20 protein-coding genes are annotated in these 16,432 nt (G+C 70.5%); 4 read left to right on the forward strand and 16 right to left on the reverse strand.

The features are described 5' to 3' along the window. Window positions 1-111 precede the first annotated feature (111 nt). From ACZ470_RS22595 to ACZ470_RS22650, 12 genes are all read right to left on the reverse strand, one after another. Window positions 112-351: a hypothetical protein gene (locus tag ACZ470_RS22595; RefSeq protein WP_468429745.1), complete on the reverse strand. Its 240-nt coding sequence runs from the start codon at window positions 349-351 to the stop codon at window positions 112-114. 138 nt (window positions 352-489) lie between these two features. Further along, entirely contained in the window at window positions 490-1,479 is a 990-nt protein-coding gene (gene dapD, locus ACZ470_RS22600; RefSeq protein ID WP_468429747.1) for a 2,3,4,5-tetrahydropyridine-2,6-dicarboxylate N-succinyltransferase, read from the reverse strand. A gap of 91 nt (window positions 1,480-1,570) precedes the next feature. Next, on the reverse strand, window positions 1,571-2,113 hold the full coding sequence (locus ACZ470_RS22605) for a TetR/AcrR family transcriptional regulator (protein WP_468429749.1): 543 nt from the start codon (window positions 2,111-2,113) through the stop codon (window positions 1,571-1,573). Continuing rightward, the gene (locus tag ACZ470_RS22610) at window positions 2,113-2,433 is read right to left on the reverse strand and encodes a DMT family transporter (RefSeq protein ID WP_468429751.1); all 321 of its coding nucleotides are present in this window, start codon (window positions 2,431-2,433) and stop codon (window positions 2,113-2,115) included. Before ACZ470_RS22610 ends, ACZ470_RS22605 begins: the two co-directional genes overlap by 1 nt. Window positions 2,434-2,517: 84 nt before the next feature. Beyond that, complete coding sequence (locus tag ACZ470_RS22615) at window positions 2,518-2,850, reverse strand: metal-sulfur cluster assembly factor (RefSeq protein ID WP_129797254.1); 333 nt, start codon at window positions 2,848-2,850, stop codon at window positions 2,518-2,520. Beyond that, window positions 2,847-3,311, reverse strand: a complete 465-nt coding sequence (gene sufU / locus ACZ470_RS22620) for a Fe-S cluster assembly sulfur transfer protein SufU (protein WP_467643035.1) — start codon at window positions 3,309-3,311, stop codon at window positions 2,847-2,849. Before sufU ends, ACZ470_RS22615 begins: the two co-directional genes overlap by 4 nt. An 11-nt stretch (window positions 3,312-3,322) precedes the next feature. After that, window positions 3,323-4,579, reverse strand: a complete 1,257-nt coding sequence (locus ACZ470_RS22625) for a cysteine desulfurase (protein WP_468429754.1) — start codon at window positions 4,577-4,579, stop codon at window positions 3,323-3,325. Next, window positions 4,576-5,340: a Fe-S cluster assembly ATPase SufC gene (gene sufC, locus ACZ470_RS22630; protein WP_468429756.1), complete on the reverse strand. Its 765-nt coding sequence runs from the start codon at window positions 5,338-5,340 to the stop codon at window positions 4,576-4,578. Before sufC ends, ACZ470_RS22625 begins: the two co-directional genes overlap by 4 nt. A gap of 7 nt (window positions 5,341-5,347) precedes the next feature. Continuing rightward, window positions 5,348-5,665: a non-heme iron oxygenase ferredoxin subunit gene (locus tag ACZ470_RS22635; protein ID WP_468429758.1), complete on the reverse strand. Its 318-nt coding sequence runs from the start codon at window positions 5,663-5,665 to the stop codon at window positions 5,348-5,350. Then, a complete protein-coding gene (gene sufD, locus ACZ470_RS22640; protein WP_468429760.1) occupies window positions 5,662-6,846 on the reverse strand; it encodes a Fe-S cluster assembly protein SufD in 1,185 nt (394 codons plus the stop codon). The genes ACZ470_RS22635 and sufD overlap by 4 nt, the downstream gene beginning before the upstream one ends. Window positions 6,847-6,904: 58 nt before the next feature. Then, complete coding sequence (gene sufB, locus ACZ470_RS22645) at window positions 6,905-8,326, reverse strand: Fe-S cluster assembly protein SufB (RefSeq protein ID WP_468429762.1); 1,422 nt, start codon at window positions 8,324-8,326, stop codon at window positions 6,905-6,907. Then, window positions 8,323-9,036 (reverse strand): helix-turn-helix transcriptional regulator, encoded by a 714-nt coding sequence (locus tag ACZ470_RS22650; RefSeq protein ID WP_468429764.1) that lies wholly within the window; start codon window positions 9,034-9,036, stop codon window positions 8,323-8,325. The genes sufB and ACZ470_RS22650 overlap by 4 nt, the downstream gene beginning before the upstream one ends. Window positions 9,037-9,197: 161 nt before the next feature. Between ACZ470_RS22650 and ACZ470_RS22655 the strand changes: the two genes are divergently transcribed. The 4 genes from ACZ470_RS22655 (at window position 9,198) to ACZ470_RS22670 (ending at window position 12,911) form a co-directional block, all read left to right on the forward strand. Further along, window positions 9,198-10,010 carry an AAC(3) family N-acetyltransferase gene (locus ACZ470_RS22655; protein WP_468429766.1) on the forward strand — a complete coding sequence of 271 codons (813 nt, stop codon included), beginning with the start codon at window positions 9,198-9,200 and terminating at the stop codon, window positions 10,008-10,010. Window positions 10,011-10,041: 31 nt separating this feature from the next. Next, window positions 10,042-10,965, forward strand: coding sequence for an ABC transporter ATP-binding protein (locus ACZ470_RS22660; RefSeq protein WP_468429767.1), 924 nt, complete (start codon window positions 10,042-10,044; stop codon window positions 10,963-10,965). Next, a complete protein-coding gene (locus ACZ470_RS22665) occupies window positions 10,962-11,732 on the forward strand; it encodes an ABC transporter permease (RefSeq protein ID WP_468429769.1) in 771 nt (256 codons plus the stop codon). The genes ACZ470_RS22660 and ACZ470_RS22665 overlap by 4 nt, the downstream gene beginning before the upstream one ends. A gap of 144 nt (window positions 11,733-11,876) precedes the next feature. Continuing rightward, window positions 11,877-12,911, forward strand: a complete 1,035-nt coding sequence (locus tag ACZ470_RS22670) for a COX15/CtaA family protein (protein WP_468429770.1) — start codon at window positions 11,877-11,879, stop codon at window positions 12,909-12,911. On the opposite strand, the gene ACZ470_RS22675 is transcribed toward ACZ470_RS22670, so the two are convergent. The 4 genes from ACZ470_RS22675 to ACZ470_RS22690 form a co-directional block, all read right to left on the reverse strand. Then, window positions 12,869-13,603: a nucleotidyltransferase domain-containing protein gene (locus ACZ470_RS22675; RefSeq protein ID WP_468429772.1), complete on the reverse strand. Its 735-nt coding sequence runs from the start codon at window positions 13,601-13,603 to the stop codon at window positions 12,869-12,871. The genes ACZ470_RS22670 and ACZ470_RS22675 overlap by 43 nt on opposite strands. An 18-nt stretch (window positions 13,604-13,621) precedes the next feature. Further along, entirely contained in the window at window positions 13,622-14,728 is a 1,107-nt protein-coding gene (locus ACZ470_RS22680; protein WP_468429774.1) for an amidohydrolase family protein, read from the reverse strand. An 80-nt stretch (window positions 14,729-14,808) separates the two neighbouring features. Next, a complete protein-coding gene (locus tag ACZ470_RS22685; RefSeq protein ID WP_468429775.1) occupies window positions 14,809-15,129 on the reverse strand; it encodes a hypothetical protein in 321 nt (106 codons plus the stop codon). A gap of 92 nt (window positions 15,130-15,221) precedes the next feature. Further along, on the reverse strand, window positions 15,222-16,175 hold the full coding sequence (locus tag ACZ470_RS22690) for a heme o synthase (RefSeq protein ID WP_468429776.1): 954 nt from the start codon (window positions 16,173-16,175) through the stop codon (window positions 15,222-15,224). Window positions 16,176-16,432 lie beyond the last annotated feature (257 nt).

Genomic DNA, 16,432 nt, shown 5'->3' on the forward strand with positions numbered 1-16,432 from the left:
CACCCCCCCACCACCACAAACGAAAACAAAAAACACAAACACCACCCCCCCCCCCCCCCCCCCCCCCCCCCCCCCCCCCCCCCCCCCCCCCCCCCCCGGCGGGGTGAGTCGTCAGTCCCAGACGTACCCGTCCCCGAACAGCAGGGTGTGCTCCAGCACATCCTCCGCGGGGTCGTCGACCTGGCCGACGTTGGCGTTGATCAGTCCGACCCGGTGGCCGTTGTGGGAGGCGGTGTTGGTCTCGTCCGCGTGCGCGGATCCCGCCAGCGTGCCGCACAGCATCAGCACGGACACCACACCCATCACTCCGACCGCGCAGCGCAGCACGCCCCACACCCACTTGTTCGTCATCGCCCGTTCGTCCCCATTTCCGTATGTCAGTCGTCCCGGCGTCTGATCGGACCCTGTGTCCACCAGTTCATCTGCCAAAACGACCCCGAAGTCACGGGGAGTAACCCATACGTGAGCGTGCGGGGGTGACGAGCGGGGTCAGTTGTGGCTGTGGAGGATCTCGTTGAGGCCGCCCCAGACGGCGTTGTTCGGGCGGGCCTCGACCGTGCCGGTGACGGAGTTGCGGCGGTAGAGGATGTTGGAGGCGCCGGACAGCTCACGGGCCTTGACGATCTGGCCGTCGGGCATGGTGACGCGGGTACCGGCGGTGACGTACAGGCCGGCCTCGACCACGCACTCGTCACCGAGGGCGATGCCGACGCCCGCCTCGGCGCCGACGAGGCAGCGCTCACCGATGGTGATGCGCACGTTGCCGCCGCCGGAGAGGGTGCCCATGGTGGAGGCGCCGCCGCCGATGTCGGAGCCGTCGCCGATCACGACACCGGCCGAGATGCGGCCCTCGACCATGGACGTGCCGAGCGTGCCGGCGTTGAAGTTGACGAAGCCCTCGTGCATGACGGTGGTGCCCTCGGCGAGGTGGGCGCCGAGCCGCACCCGGTCGGCGTCGGCGATGCGGACGCCCTTGGGGGCGACGTAGTCCGTCATGCGGGGGAACTTGTCGACGGAGGTGACGGCCAGGTGCAGGCCCTCGGCGCGGGCGTTGAGCCGTACCTTCTCGAGGTCGTCCACGGCGACCGGGCCGAGGGAGGTCCAGGCGACGTTGGCGAGGAAGCCGAAGATGCCGTCCAGGTTCTGGCCGTGCGGCTGGACCAGGCGGTGCGAGAGCAGGTGCAGGCGCAGATACACGTCGTGCGCGTCGACCGGCTTCTCGGTCAGCGAGGAGATGACCGTACGGACGGCGACGACCTCGACGCCCCGGCGGGCGTCCGGACCGACCGCCGCGGTGGCGCCGCCGCCCAGCAGTTCCGCGGCCCGCTCGGCGGAGAGCCGCTCGGTGCCGGACGGGCCGGGCTCGTCGGCCAGTACGGGGGCGGGGAACCAGGTGTCGAGAACGGTGCCGTCGGCGGCGATGGTGGCGAGGCCGGCGGCCACTGCGCCGGAGGTGCTGTGAGCAGTCGTGTCGGTCATGAGGGCAACCTAACCGCCCGGCGGCCACGGACGCGAACCAGTGCTCCGGCATCTCACGCGCCGGACGACGGGGCCCCGGCCCGACGCGCGGTCACGCTCCCGCGACCACCCGCGCCAGGACCTCCCTGGCGTACGCCTCGTCGTAGGGCGTGTCGGTGAGCAGCACCTGGAGGCAGATGCCGTCCATCAGCGCGACCAGTGCCCGCGCCGTGACCGGGTCCGTGCGGCGGGACAGCTGCTCGGCGACGCCCTCGCACCATTCGGCCGCGACGGGACGCAGCGCGGGGCGGCGCAGGGCGGCCAGATACAGCTCGTACTCCAGCTCCACGCCGGTGCGCTCGCCGGCCAGCCACTCGCCCATCAGGGCCGCGAGTTCGGCCGCCAGGTCGGTGCGCGGGTCCTCCAGGCCGCCGCGGGCGGCGACCACCTTGGCGAAGCCCTCGTTGGCCTGGCGCAGGGCGGCGACCATCAGCTCGTCGAGCGTCCTGAAGTGGTACGTGGTGGAGCCGAGCGGGACATCGGCCTCCATGGCGACGCTGCGATGGCTGAGACCGGCGATACCGCTCCGGCCCACCACCCGGATCGCCGCGTCGATGATCCGCTGCCGCCGCTCGGGGTCGTAGCGCCGGGCCATCAGTGCGCGCCGCCCAGGTTCAGCACCACGACGCCGACGATGATCAGCGCGATGCCCGCGGCCCTGGCGGCGGTGAGCCCCTCCCCCAGGAACATGATGCCGATCGTGGCGATGGCGGCGGTGCCCACACCGGCCCAGATCGCGTACGCGGTGCCGATGGCGACCGTACGGAGCGTCTGGGCGAGGAGGGCGAAGGAGACCACGTAGCCGACCACGGTCAGCAGTGAGGGCCAGAGCCTGCTGAAGCCGTCGCTGTACTTCATGGCGGTCGTGGCGCACACCTCGGCGGCGATGGCCCCGGCCAGCAGCAGGTATCCCATGTGTACGAGCGTACACAACGGCGCCGTGCCGGAACACGGGAACGGCGGCGCCGAAGGGCGCCGCCGTTCTCGTCGAAGCGGGTCTCAGACGTTGAAGCCCAACGCCCGCAGCTGCTCACGACCGTCGTCCGTGATCTTGTCGGGGCCCCACGGCGGCATCCAGACCCAGTTGATGCGCAGCTCGCTGACCAGACCGTCCGTGGCGGACTTGGCCTGGTCCTCGATGACGTCCGTCAGCGGACAGGCCGCGGAGGTCAGGGTCATGTCGACGGTCGCCACATTGGAGTCGTCGATGTGAATGCCGTAGATGAGGCCGAGGTTGACGACGTCGATGCCCAGCTCGGGGTCGACGACGTCCATCAGGGCCTCGCGGAGCTCCTCCTCCGAGGCCGGCTTCATCTCCAGGGTCTCGCTCATGCCGTAGTCCTTTCGGCGTCGGCGCCCAGCGCCTGGGCCGTCGCGTCCTTCCACGCCATCCAGCTGAGGAGGGCGCACTTGACCCGGGCGGGGTACTTGGAGACACCGGCGAACGCGACCGCGTCCTCCAGCACCTCCTCCATCGCGTCGTCGGGCTCGATCTTCCCCTTGGACTGCATCAGTTCCAGGAAGGTCGCCTGGATCCTCTGCGCCTCGGCGAGGTCCTTGCCGACCAGCAGGTCGTTCAGCACCGAGGCCGAGGCCTGGCTGATGGAGCAGCCCTGCCCCTCGTAGCTGACGTCGCTGATCGTCGTGCCGTCGTACTTCACGCGGAGCGTGATCTCGTCACCGCACGTCGGGTTGACGTGGTGCACCTCGGCGTCGCCGTCCCGGAGACCACGCCCGTGCGGGTTCTTGTAGTGGTCCAGGATGACGTCCTGGTACATGGAGTCCAGCTTCACGCCTCAGCCCCTCATCCGAAGAAGTTCCGTACGTGCTCCAGGCCGTCGACCAGTGCGTCGATCTCGGCCGGCGTGGAGTACAGATAGAACGACGCTCGCGTGGTCGCAGGAATTCCGTACCGCAGGCAGACGGGGCGGGCGCAGTGATGACCCACGCGGACCGCGATGCCCTGTTCGTCGAGGACCTGGCCCACGTCGTGCGGGTGGATGTCGCCCAGGGTGAACGAGATCGCGGCACCGCGGTCCTCGGCCGTGGCGGGGCCGATGATGCGCAGGTCCGGGACCTCGGTGAGGCGCTTGACCGCGTACTCGGTGATGGCGTGCTCATGGGCGAGGATCTTGTCCATGCCGATCGCCGACAGGTAGTCGATCGCGGCGCCGAGACCGACCGCCTGGGCGATCGGCGGGGTGCCCGCCTCGAACTTGTGCGGGGCCGGCGCGTAGGTCGACGAGCTCATCGACACGGTCTCGATCATCTCGCCGCCGCCGAGGAACGGAGGCAGGTCCTCCAGCAGCTCCTGGCGGCCCCACAGCACGCCTATGCCGGTCGGACCGCACATCTTGTGGCCGGTGAAGGCCACGAAGTCGGCCTGGAGCGCCTGGACGTCCAGCGGCATGTGCGGCGCGGCCTGGGAGGCGTCGACGCAGACCAGCGCGCCGACCTCCTGGGCGCGGCGCACGATCGCCTCGACCGGGTTGACCGTGCCCAGGATGTTGGAGACCAGCACGAAGGAGACGATCTTCGTCTTCTCGGTGATGATCTCGTCGATGTTGGACAGGTCGAGGCGGCCGTCGTCGGTGAGGCCGAACCACTTCAGCTTCGCGCCCGTGCGCTGCGCGAGCAGCTGCCACGGCACGATGTTGGAGTGGTGCTCCATCTCCGTGATGACGATCTCGGTCTCGTGGTCCACGCGGTAGGGCTCGTCGGCCCAGCCGAGCATGTTGGCCACGAGGTTGAGCGACTCGGAGGCGTTCTTGGTGAAGATCACCTCGTCGCGCGAGGGCGCGTTGACGAACTCCGCGACCTTGTCGCGCGCGCCCTCGTACAGCGCCGTGGCCTCCTCGGCGAGCACATGCACACCGCGGTGGACGTTGGCGTTGTAGCGCTCGTAGTACTCACTGAGTGCGTCCAGCACCTGGCGCGGCTTCTGGCTGGTCGCCGCGTTGTCCAGGTACACGAGCTTGCGCCCGTCGTGGACCTGACGGTCCAGGATGGGGAAGTCCTTGCGGATCGCCTCGGTGTCGAGGAGGCCCGGCAGCTGTGTCACTCGGATGCGCCACCCTTCGTGTAAGCCTCGTAGCCCTCGGCCTCCAGCTTGTCGGCGAGCTCGGGGCCGCCGGACTCGGCGATCCGCCCGGCCGCGAACACGTGGACGTGGTCGGGCTTGATGTAGCGCAGGATGCGCGTGTAGTGCGTGATCAGCAGCGTGCCGACCTCACCGGACTCACGGACCCGGTTGACGCCCTCGGAGACGACGCGCAGGGCGTCGACGTCCAGGCCGGAGTCGGTCTCGTCGAGGATCGCGACCTTCGGCTTGAGCAGTTCGAGCTGGAGGATCTCGTGGCGCTTCTTCTCACCGCCGGAGAAGCCCTCGTTGACGTTGCGCTCGGCGAAGGCGGGGTCCATGTTGAGGCGCTCCATGGCCTCCTTGACCTCCTTCACCCAGGTGCGCAGCTTGGGGGCCTCGCCGCGGATGGCGGTGGCGGAGGTGCGCAGGAAGTTGGAGACGGAGACGCCGGGGACCTCGACCGGGTACTGCATGGCGAGGAACAGGCCGGCGCGGGCGCGCTCGTCGACGGACATCTCCAGGACGTCCTCGCCGTCGAGGGTGACGGTGCCGCCGGTGATCGTGTACTTGGGGTGACCCGCGAGGGAGTAGGCGAGGGTCGACTTGCCGGAGCCGTTGGGGCCCATGATGGCGTGCGTCTCGCCCTGCTTCACGGTGAGGTCGACACCCTTGAGGATTTCCTTAGTGCCGTTCTCGACCTCGACGGTGACGTGCAGGTCTCGGATTTCAAGCGTTGCCATGGGTGCCTCAGGACTCCTGGGTGAGGGAGACGAGCACGTCGTCCCCTTCGATCTTTACGGGGTATACGGGGACGGGGCGCGTCGCCGGAAGGGCGTCGGGCTTGCCGGAACGGAGGTCGAAACGCGAGCCGTGCAGCCAGCACTCGATGTGGCAGTCGTCCACCTCGCCCTCCGAGAGGGAGACGTTCGCGTGCGAGCAGATGTCGTTGATCGCGAACACCTCGCCCTCGGTCAGCACGACGGAGACCGGCGTGCCGTCGAGTTCCACCCGCTTCGGGGTGTCCTCCTCCAGCTCGCTCAGCCCGCAGGCGCGTCGGAACGTCATGCGACCGCCGCCTCCAGCTCCTCCTCGATCTTGGCGATCAGGCGCTCCTCGATGTCCGGGACGCCGATCTGCTGGACGAGCTCGGCGAAGAAGCCGCGGACCACCAGACGGCGGGCGTCCTTCTCGGGGATGCCGCGTGCCATCAGGTAGAAGAGCTGCTCGTCGTCGAAGCGGCCGGTGGCACTCGCGTGCCCCGCTCCGACGATCTCGCCGGTCTCGATCTCCAGGTTGGGCACGGAGTCGACGCGGGCGCCGTCGGTGAGGACCAGGTTGCGGTTCATCTCGTAGGTGTCGGTGCCCTCGGCCTTGGCCTCGATCAGCACGTCACCGATCCACACGGCGTGCGCGTCGTCGCCCTGGAGCGCGCCCTTGTAGGCGACGTTGGACTTGCAGTGCGGGACGTTGTGGTCGACCAGGAGGCGGTGCTCCTGGTGCTGGCCGGCGTCGGTGAAGTACAGGCCGAACAGCTCGGCCTCGCCGCCGGGGCCGGCGTAGGCGACGCGCGGGTGGAGCCGGACGACGTCGCCGCCGAAGGTGACGACGACCGACTTGAAGGAGGCGTCGCGGCCGACGAGGGCGTTGTGCTGGCCCACGTGGACGGCCTTGTCGTCCCAGTCCTGGACGGAGACGACGGTCAGCTTGGCGCCGTCGCCGAGCACGTACTCGACGTTGGCGGCGAGCACCGCGTCGCCGGTGTGGTCGATGACCACGACCGCCTCGGCGAAGGCGCCGAGCTCGATCACCTGGTGACCGTAGGCGGTGCCGCCCTCGCCGTGCACCGCGACGCGGATCGGCTCGGTGAGGACGGTCTCCTTCGGCACGGTCACGACCGAGGCCTGAGTGAAGGCGGAGTACGCCTGGGCGGCGACACGGTCCACCGGGGCGCCGGCGCGGCCGAGCCGCGCGTCGTCGCGGCCGACGGTCTCGACGGTGACGCCCTCGGGCGCCTCGACGGCGACCTTCACACCCTCGCCGGTGGCGGTGGCGGTGCCGTCGTGCAGACCGCGCAGCCGCTCCAGCGGGGTGAACCGCCACTCCTCCTCGCGGCCGTGGGGGACGGGGAAGTCCGCCACGTCGAAGGACGGGGGCGCGCTCATGCGGGTGGCGACGGTCGACTCCGCGGCCACCGCGATCGAGCCCGCGGTGGTGGAACCCACGGGGATGTTCTGAGCCTCAGCCATGGCTGTCGTAGTGCTCGCTTTCCTTTGCGTAAGGGGCTTGACGGAACGGCGTGGTGCTTTAGCCGACCGCGCCTTCCATCTGGAGCTCGATCAGCCGGTTGAGCTCGAGCGCGTACTCCATCGGCAGTTCCTTGGCGATCGGCTCGACGAAGCCGCGCACGATCATCGCCATCGCCTCGTCCTCCGACATACCGCGGCTCATCAGGTAGAAGAGCTGGTCCTCGGAGACCTTGGAGACGGTCGCCTCGTGGCCCATGGACACGTCGTCCTCGCGGACGTCCACGTAGGGGTAGGTGTCGGAGCGGGAGATGGTGTCGACGAGCAGCGCGTCGCACAGCACGTTCGACTTGGAGCCCGGGGCGCCCTCGCCGATCTCGATCAGACCGCGGTAGGAGGTGCGGCCGCCGCCTCGCGCCACCGACTTGGAGACGATGTTGGACGAGGTGTTCGGGGCCATGTGGACCATCTTGGCGCCCGCGTCCTGGTGCTGGCCCTCGCCGGCGAAGGCGATGGACAGGGTCTCGCCCTTGGCGTGCTCGCCCATCAGGTAGACGGCCGGGTACTTCATCGTCACCTTGGAGCCGATGTTGCCGTCGACCCACTCCATGGTCGCGCCCTCGTAGGCCACGGCGCGCTTGGTGACCAGGTTGTAGACGTTGTTCGACCAGTTCTGGATGGTCGTGTAGCGGCAGCGGGCGTTCTTCTTGACGATGATCTCGACGACCGCGGAGTGCAGCGAGTCCGACTTGTAGATCGGGGCGGTGCAGCCCTCGACGTAGTGCACGTAGGCGCCCTCGTCGACGATGATCAGGGTCCGCTCGAACTGGCCCATGTTCTCGGTGTTGATCCGGAAGTAGGCCTGGAGCGGGATCTCGACGTGCACGCCCGGCGGGACGTAGATGAAGGAGCCGCCGGACCACACGGCGGTGTTCAGCGAGGCGAACTTGTTGTCACCCGCCGGGATGACCGTGCCGAAGTACTCCTTGAAGAGCTCGGGGTGCTCCTTCAGGGCGGTGTCCGTGTCCAGGAAGATGACGCCCTGCTCCTCCAGGTCCTCGCGGATCTGGTGGTAGACGACCTCCGACTCGTACTGCGCGGCGACACCGGCGACGAGGCGCTTCTTCTCGGCCTCGGGGATGCCCAGCTTGTCGTAGGTGTTCTTGATGTCCTCGGGCAGGTCCTCCCAGGACTCCGCCTGCTTCTCCGTGGAGCGCACGAAGTACTTGATGTTGTCGAAGTCGATGCCGGAGAGGTCGGAGCCCCAGTTCGGCATGGGCTTCTTGTCGAACAGGCGCAGGCCCTTGAGACGGAGCTTGGTCATCCACTCCGGCTCGTCCTTCTTCGCGGAGATGTCCCGGACGACGTCCTCGCCCAGTCCGCGGCGCGCCGACGCACCGGCTTCGTCACGGTCGGCCCAGCCGTATTCGTACTTGCCCAGACCCTCGAGCTCGGGGTGGGCAGTCTCCGTGGGGAGAGTCATGCGGGGTTCCTCCCGGACGTGCTTTCAGATGCGTGGTGGGAAATCTTGGGGATGAACGTCGTGCAGACGCCGTCGCCGTGCGCGATGGTGGCCAGTCGCTGCACATGCGTACCGAGAAGCTCGGCGAAAAATTCCGTCTCGGCCTCGCAGAGCTGCGGGAACTGTTCGGCGGCGTGGGCGACCGGGCAGTGGTGCTGGCAGAGCTGCTCGCCGACCGGCGCGGTCCGCGCGGTCGCAGCGTACCCGTCCGCGCTCAGCGCCTTGGCCAGTGCTTCCGTGCGCTCCTCGGGGGCCGCGTCCTCGACCGCCTTGCGGTACGCGTCGGCCTGGGCGGCGATCCGGGCCCGGGCGAACGCGGCGATCGCCTCGCCGCCGCCCTCCCGCTCGCCGATCCAGCGCAGGGCGTCCACGGCCAGCTTGTCGTACGACTGGTCGAAGGCGTCCCGCCCGCAGTCGGTGAGGGCGAAGACCTTGGCCGGGCGCCCGCGCGTGCGCGCGCCGTAGACGCGCCGCTCGCGCGCCTCCACGACATTGTCGGCGGCCAGCGCGTCCAGGTGCCGGCGTACGGCCGCCTGGGTGAGCCCGAGTCGCTCGGCGAGCTCGGCGACGGTCGACGGGCCGTGGTCCAGGACGGAGCGGGCGACACGGTTGCGGGTGGACCGCTCACCTGTCGCCAGTTCCTCGTGGGGAGCCTCGCCAACGTTTTTCACAACGCCATTGTTGCGTAATTCATCTGAGCCGGGCAAGCCGCGTCCGGACGGCCCGAAGGTGCGCTGCATCACTTAGGTAAACCTAATTTGACCTGCGGAAACGATCTTTGATCGATCAAATCGGTGGCGGCCCCACGTTACTTCCGGGACACTCCGGGAGCATGCCCACACCCCCTCCGACCGGCCCTCTTGTCACCCTCGACACCCTCACCGCGCAGCTCCGCGAGCTCGGTGTGCGGCCCGGCGAGACCCTCCTCGCGCACTCCTCGCTCAGCGCCCTCGGCTGGGTCAACGGCGGACCGGTGACGGTCGTCCGGGCACTGCTCGACGCGCTGGGTCCGAACGGCACCCTGGTCGTCCCCGCCCAGACCGGCGACCTCTCCGACCCGGCGCTGTGGCAGGCCCCGCCCGTGCCCGAGGAGTGGTGGGAGACCATTCGGGCCACGATGCCCGCCTACGACCCGCCGACCACGCCCTCGCGCGGGGTCGGGGTGATCCCGGAGACCGTGCGGACCTGGCCGGGAGCGCTGCGCAGCGCGCATCCCCAGACGTCGTTCGCGGCGGTGGGCCCCCTCGCGGCGGAGATCGTCGCGGGGCACGCGACCGACTGCCGGCTCGGCGAGCTCAGCCCGCTGGCGAAGCTGGAACGGCTCGGCGCGCGGGTGCTGCTGCTCGGCGCCGGATACGACAGCTGCACCAGCTTCCACCTGGCCGAGTACCGCGTCCCGTCCCCGCGCGTGGAGGTGGGCCGTCCCGCGCCCGGCGGCTGGGAGACGGTGACCGAGGTGTCGATCACCTCCGAACGCTTCGACGAGCTGGGGCACGACTTCGAACGGGACCGTCCGGTCGTACGCGGCCGGGTCGGGGCGGCCGAGGCACGGCTGTTCCCCGTGGCGGACGCGGTGGCCTACGCGGAGCGGTGGCTGCCGGTGCACCGCCCCCGGGAGGAGGAGTTCCAGCACCCCGCGGTCTGAGTCCCCCGCCGCCTACCTAGACTCGTGACCCATGCGAAGTGAGCCCGTGGTCCAGGTGCAGGCCCTGGTGAAGCGGTACGGCACGAAGACCGCGGTGGACGGCCTCGACCTGGAGGCCCGGCAGGGCGTGACCGCCGTGCTCGGACCCAACGGGGCGGGCAAGACGACCACGGTCGAGACCTGCGAGGGGTACCGGCGGCCGGACTCCGGCACGGTGCGCGTCCTGGGCCTCGACCCGGTCCGGCAGTCGGCGGCGCTGCGGCCCCGCATCGGTGTGATGCTCCAGTCCGGCGGCGTCTACTCGGGCGCGCGGGCCGACGAGATGCTCCGGCACGTGGCGAAGCTGCACGCGCGGCCGCTGGACGTGGACGCGCTGATCGAGCGCCTCGGGCTCGGCTCCTGCGGCCGTACGACGTACCGGCGGCTCTCCGGCGGCCAGCAGCAGCGGCTCGCGCTGGCGATGGCCGTGGTCGGGCGCCCTGAGCTGGTGTTCCTGGACGAGCCCACCGCCGGTCTCGACCCGCAGGCCCGCCACGCCACCTGGGACCTGGTACGGGATCTGCGCGCCGACGGCGTCTCCGTCATCCTCACCACCCACTACATGGACGAGGCCGAACAGCTCGCCGACGACGTGGCGATCATCGACGCCGGCCGGGTCATCGCCCAGGGCTCCCCCGAGGAGCTGTGCAAGGGCGGCGCCGAGAACACGCTGCGCTTCTCCGGGCGGCCGGGGCTGGACGTGGCGTCCCTGCTGAAGGCCCTGCCCTCCGACTCCTCGGCCGCCGAGGTGGCGCCGGGCTCGTACCGGGTCGTCGGCAAGGTCGACCCGCAGCTGCTCGCCACGGTGACGTCCTGGTGCGCGCAGCACGGGGTGATGCCGGACCGGATCTCGGTGGAACGCCACACCCTCGAAGACGTCTTTCTGGAGCTGACCGGCAAGGAGCTGCGCGCGTGACGGCCACCGGTACCTACGCGCCGAAGCCCGGCGCGGCGCCCCTGACCCGGATGATCGCGGCGCAGGCCGCGCTCGAGACGAAGATGCTGCTGCGCAACGGCGAGCAGCTGCTGCTGACGGTGATCATCCCCACGCTGCTGCTGGTGCTCTTCGGCACCGTGGACATCGTGGACACCGGCGACGGCGAGACGGTCGACTTCCTCGCCCCCGGGATCCTGGCGCTCGCCGTGATGTCGACGGCGTTCACCGGGCAGGCCATCGCGACCGGCTTCGAACGCCGCTACGGCGTGCTGAAGCGGCTGGCGTCCTCGCCGCTGCCCCGCTGGGGCCTGATGACCGCGAAGACGCTGTCGGTGCTGGTCACCGAGGTGCTCCAGGTGGCCCTGGTGACGGTGATCGCCCTCGCGCTCGGCTGGTCCCCGCAGGGCAACCCCCTCTCCGTGTTCCTGCTGCTGGTCCTGGGCACCGCCGCCTTCTCCGGGCTCGGCCTGCTGATGGCCGGCACGCTGAAGGCCGAGGCGACGCTCGCCGCCGCCAACCTGGTCTTCCTGCTGCTGCTCGTCGGCGGCGGGGTGGTCGTACCACTGGACAAATTCCCGGACGCGGCGCAGAACGTCCTGGCCCTACTGCCCATCACCGCACTCTCGGAGGGCCTCCGGGACGTACTCCAGCACGGAGCCGGCATGCCGTGGGCCGACCTGGGAATCCTCACGGCATGGGCGGCAGCGGGCCTGGCGGCAGCCGGAAGATTCTTCCGCTGGGAGTAGGCCCCCCGCCTCCCGCGGGCAGTCGTGCCGCTGGGGCGGCACGGGTGGGCGCGACGGCACCCCGCAAGCGCCGGGCGGCGCGACCCACCCCCGCCCAGCCCCAAGACGCCCCCTCGTGAATGCATGCACAAGCGGCGTCCTACGATGGGACGCGTGCCAAACGTGACCCGCGCCGACGCCCAGGCGGCCCTGCGCAACCCGCTCGCCTTCATCGCCGCACGCTGGACCCCGGACCCCCGGACCGTCCGACGTGCGGCCCTCGCCGCACTCGTCATGGCGGTGGTCATCGTGGTCACCGGCGGCGCCGTGCGGCTGACCGGCTCCGGCCTGGGCTGCCCCACCTGGCCCAAGTGCACCGACGACTCCCTCACCACGACCAGCGAGATGGGCCTGCACGGCGTCATCGAGTTCGGCAACCGCATGCTGACGTACGTGCTCTGCGCCGCCGTCGGCTGGGCGATCATCGCCGCGCGCTCGGAGAAGCCGTACCGGCGCAGCCTGACCCTGCTGGGCTGGGCGCAGTTCTGGATCGTGATGGGCAACGCGATCCTCGGCGGCATCGTGGTCCTCGTCGGCCTGAACCCGTACACGGTCGCGGCGCACTTCCTGCTGTCGACCGCGCTGATCGCGGTCGCCACGGTGATGTGGCAGCGCACCCGCGAGGGCGACGCGGAGCCCCGGCCGCTGGTCGGCAAGGCCGTACGGCAGCTGGTGTGGTTCATGGTGGCGGCGTCCGTGCTGCTGATCGCGGTCGGCACGGTGGTCACCGGGGCGGGCCCGCACGCGGGTGACTCCAGCGAGGTCCCGCGGATGCCGCTGGACTGGGAGATGGTCAGCAAGCTGCACGCCGTGCTGGCGTGGATCGTGGTGACGCTGACGTTCGCCCTGTGGTTCGTCCTCAAGGCGGTCGACGCCCCCCGGGGCCCCCTGGCCCGCACCCGCGAGCTGTTCCTGATCCTGCTCGCCCAGGGCGCCATCGGCTACGTGCAGTACTTCACCGATCTCCCCGAGGTCCTGGTCGGCCTGCACATGTTCGGCTCCTGCGTGATGTGGATCTGGGTCCTCCGCGTCCTGCTCTCGCTGCGCGAGCGCCCGGAGGCCGCGGGGCCGGCGCCGGTCCCGGCCGCACCGGCTGCTCAGGAACCCGCCACGAGCGCGTCGATCGCCGCTCCCAGGTAGTCCCGGGTCAGCCGGGCCCGGCGTACGGTCCACTCCTCGGCGGGCGGCGCCGGATCGTCGTAGCGCCGCCTCCGGATGTCCGCGACGACCTCCTCGGGCGCGCCGAGGCCGAGCAGGAGGTCCAGCGCCTCCCGCTTGGAGATCAGACGGCCCTCGCGGAGGGTGACGGTGGCGCGGGCGAAGGTCAGCAGGCCCAGATCGACCCAGATGTCCTGCGTCCAGTTGGCGGCCCGGTCCACCTCCCGCCGCCAGTAGTCGCGCTGGTCGCGCACCACGAAGTCGGCGAGTTCGCCGTCCGGAACCGGCGGCAGCACGTCGGCGGGCGGCTTCCCGCGCAGGACCCGGCCGAAGGTGTGCAGCTCCGTCCGGGTGACCGGGGTGACGGGGCGCTTGAACAGCTGCTCGTGGGCCCAGGTGAGATGGCGCCGCCCGGAGCCCGCCGCGGTGTCCGGTGTGAGGTAGGTGCAGTGGAGCCGGTCGGCTAGCGGCTCGCTCCGCAGCCGGGCGTGCGGCAGCGCGATCCGCCACACCGTCCGCGGAGTGATCGGGTGGTCCAGGACCGCGATCAGGTCCAGGTCGCTGCGGCCCTCCACGTAGTCGCCGGCGGCCAGTGAGCCGTGTGCCCATACGGCGACGGGCGCGAGCGGTGCCAGGCCGGAGAGGAAGCGGTCGAGCAGGGCGTCGGTCGGCATCCGGCCAGTCTTCACGTCTCAGCCCAGTCCGTACACCCGGCCCGCGTTCTCCGACGCGATCAGGCCGGCCACCCGTTGCGCGTCCTCGAGGGACCACGCGCCCTCGGCCACCCAGGTGCCGAGGACCCGGCCGAGCGACTCGCGGAACAGGCAGGCGCCGACGACGTGCAGCTCGGGCAGGCCGCGGGCGCCGCTGGAGAAGAGGATCTTGCCGAAGGGCGCGAGTTCCAGGATCTCCGCGAGGACGGTCGCCGCGCGGGCGCCGGTGCGGACCAGGGCGGCGCCGCAGTCGGCGTAGACGTGCGGGAAGACACCGGCGAGGTGGGCGGCCTGGCGGTGGTACGGATAGCCGTGCAGCAGGACCAGGTCGGTGCCGAGCCCCGCGGTGGCCCGGACGAAGTCCGTGAGCAGCACCGGATCGGTGCGGTCGGTCCGCGCGCCCGGCTCGGCGAGGCCGGCGTGGAGTTGCAGGGGCAGTCCCGAGGCGACCGCGATCCACAGCAGGTGCCGCAGCAGTACGGGGTCGGTCAGCTCGTCCCCGACCCTGCGTGCGGCCAGCCAGCGCCCCGCCGCCCCGCGCACCTCCCCCGGTCCGGGCGGCTCGGGCGCGAGCGCCGGACCGTGCCGCAGGCCGGCCACGGAGGTGAAGGCGACGGCGTGCGCGGCGGCCCCGTGCACCGACTCGGCGAGGTTGGCGAGGAAGGACTCCACGGTGCCGGAGGTGTCGGCGACCTGTTCGGCCAGCAGCTCCAGCCGGACGATCTCGTGGGCGTCGGCGTCCCCCGCCCTGCCCAGCTCGGTGGGGCCGGTGAGATCGCCGGGCAGCCCGGTGTCGACCAGATAGGCGGTGATGCCGCTGCCCCGCAGCAGCCGGCGCCCCGCCTCGACCACGCCCAGTTCCCGGCGCCGGGCCAGATAGCGGGCCGGCGGGCAGTGCGGCTCCAGGCCGAGCAGGGGCGGGCACCAGCGGCGTACGGCGAACCCGGTCTGGGTGTCGAAGAGGGTGGTGCCGGGGGCGGGCGGGCCCTCGGTGCGGGACAAATGGGCCTCGAAGGTGCCGAGGCCCAGCTCTGTACGCAGTACGCCGTGGCAGTACTGGTCCACGAGGGACGGCGGGTCGATCATCCTGGCCTCTCACCGTGCGGCGCGCTTGACCGGCCTAACGGGTGAAGAAGCCTTTAGGTGTTGCCCCTGAGCCGCGCGGTTCAGCCGCCCACTTGGATGCCGGCCATCCGCTTCCACTCGTACGGACCCGTCCGCACCTTCGCGGCGAACTCGCCGTCGAAGGCCTCGTGGACGGTGATGCCCGCCTTCTCGACGGCCTTGCGGGCGATCTCCATCGAGGGCGCGAACACGTCGCCCCACTCGCCGTCCTCGCCGACGAGGACGATGCGGGCGCCGCGCTGCCCGAGGTACGCGACCTGTCCCTCGGCGCCGCCGTGCGCCTTGACGAAGCCGCCGATCTGCTTGGCGAGCCGGGCGGCCTTCTGCTCGGCCTTCGGGTCCACCTGCTGCGTGTCTGCCATGACCAGGATGCTACCGACGGGTAGATCAAACGGCGACGGGCGGGGTCCGTGGCCTTGACCACGTACCCCGCCCGGTCGGCGTCCGGATGGCGTTACCGCAGGAACGGGTCCACCGCGATGGCCACGAAGACCAGCGACACATAGGTGATGGACCAGTGGAACAGGCGCATCTCCTTGAGCTTGCCGCCCGTCACCTCGGCCTTGGCGCGGTTCAGCAGCGCGTGCGCCTCCCACAGCCACCAGCCGCCCGCCGCCAGGGCGACCGCCGTGTAGAACCAGCCGGTGTAGCCGAGCGGGGTGAGCAGCAGGGAGACACCGACCATGACCCAGCTGTAGAGCACGATCTGCTTGGCGACCGCCTTGTTGCCGGCGATGACCGGCAGCATCGGCACGCCGACGCGCGCGTAGTCGTCCTTCACCTTCATCGACAGCGGCCAGTAGTGCGGCGGCGTCCAGAAGAAGATGACGAGGAAGAGGATGACCGGCGCCCACGAGAGCGAGTTGGTGACCGCGGACCAGCCGATCAGCACGGGCATGCAGCCGGCGATGCCGCCCCACACGATGTTCTGCGACGTACGCCGTTTGAGGATCATCGTGTAGACGACGACGTAGAAGAGGAGTGCGCCGAGGGAGAGCCACGCGGAGAGCCAGTTGACGGTGAGACCGAACAGCAGCGTCGAGACGACCGCCAGCGTGATGCCGAAGGCCAGGCACTCGCGCGGGCTGACCATGCCGGTCACCAGCGGACGCTGCGACGTGCGGTCCATCAGCGCGTCGATGTCCCGGTCGATGTACATGTTGAGCGCGTTGGCTCCGCCCGCCGACAGGTAGCCGCCGACACAGGTCAGCAGCACCAGGGTCAGGTCGGGCACACCCTGCTGCGCCAGGAACATCACCGGGACGGTGGTGATGAGCAGCAGTTCGATGATCCTCGGCTTGGTGAGAGCCACGAACGCCATCGCACGGGCCCCGAACGGCCGACGGGCAGGGCTCTGACTGGTCCCCACTACCCCCGCTGGACGGGATTCAACGGCCGTCACGCACACCCCTACAGAGACATCCCAGCAAGCCTCCCCAGGTGAAGTGGCGGTAAAGGCTCGCGCGTACCACGCCACTGTAGACGTTGCCCAGACCCGGACATTCGCGGGGGTCCGCTCGTGTTGGCCGGCGCCCTCCGAGGTGCGCCTCCGGGCTCGATTGAGCACCCGGATGAGCGGCCCCGTATTCATCTGCCGAATGCGGAAACTTCCCAGTCAGGAGGCGGATCGAAGGGAGTGCCCGCACTCTGGAACGACGCGGAAGA

The sequence above is a fragment of the Streptomyces sp. NPDC031111 genome, from assembly GCF_055570675.1.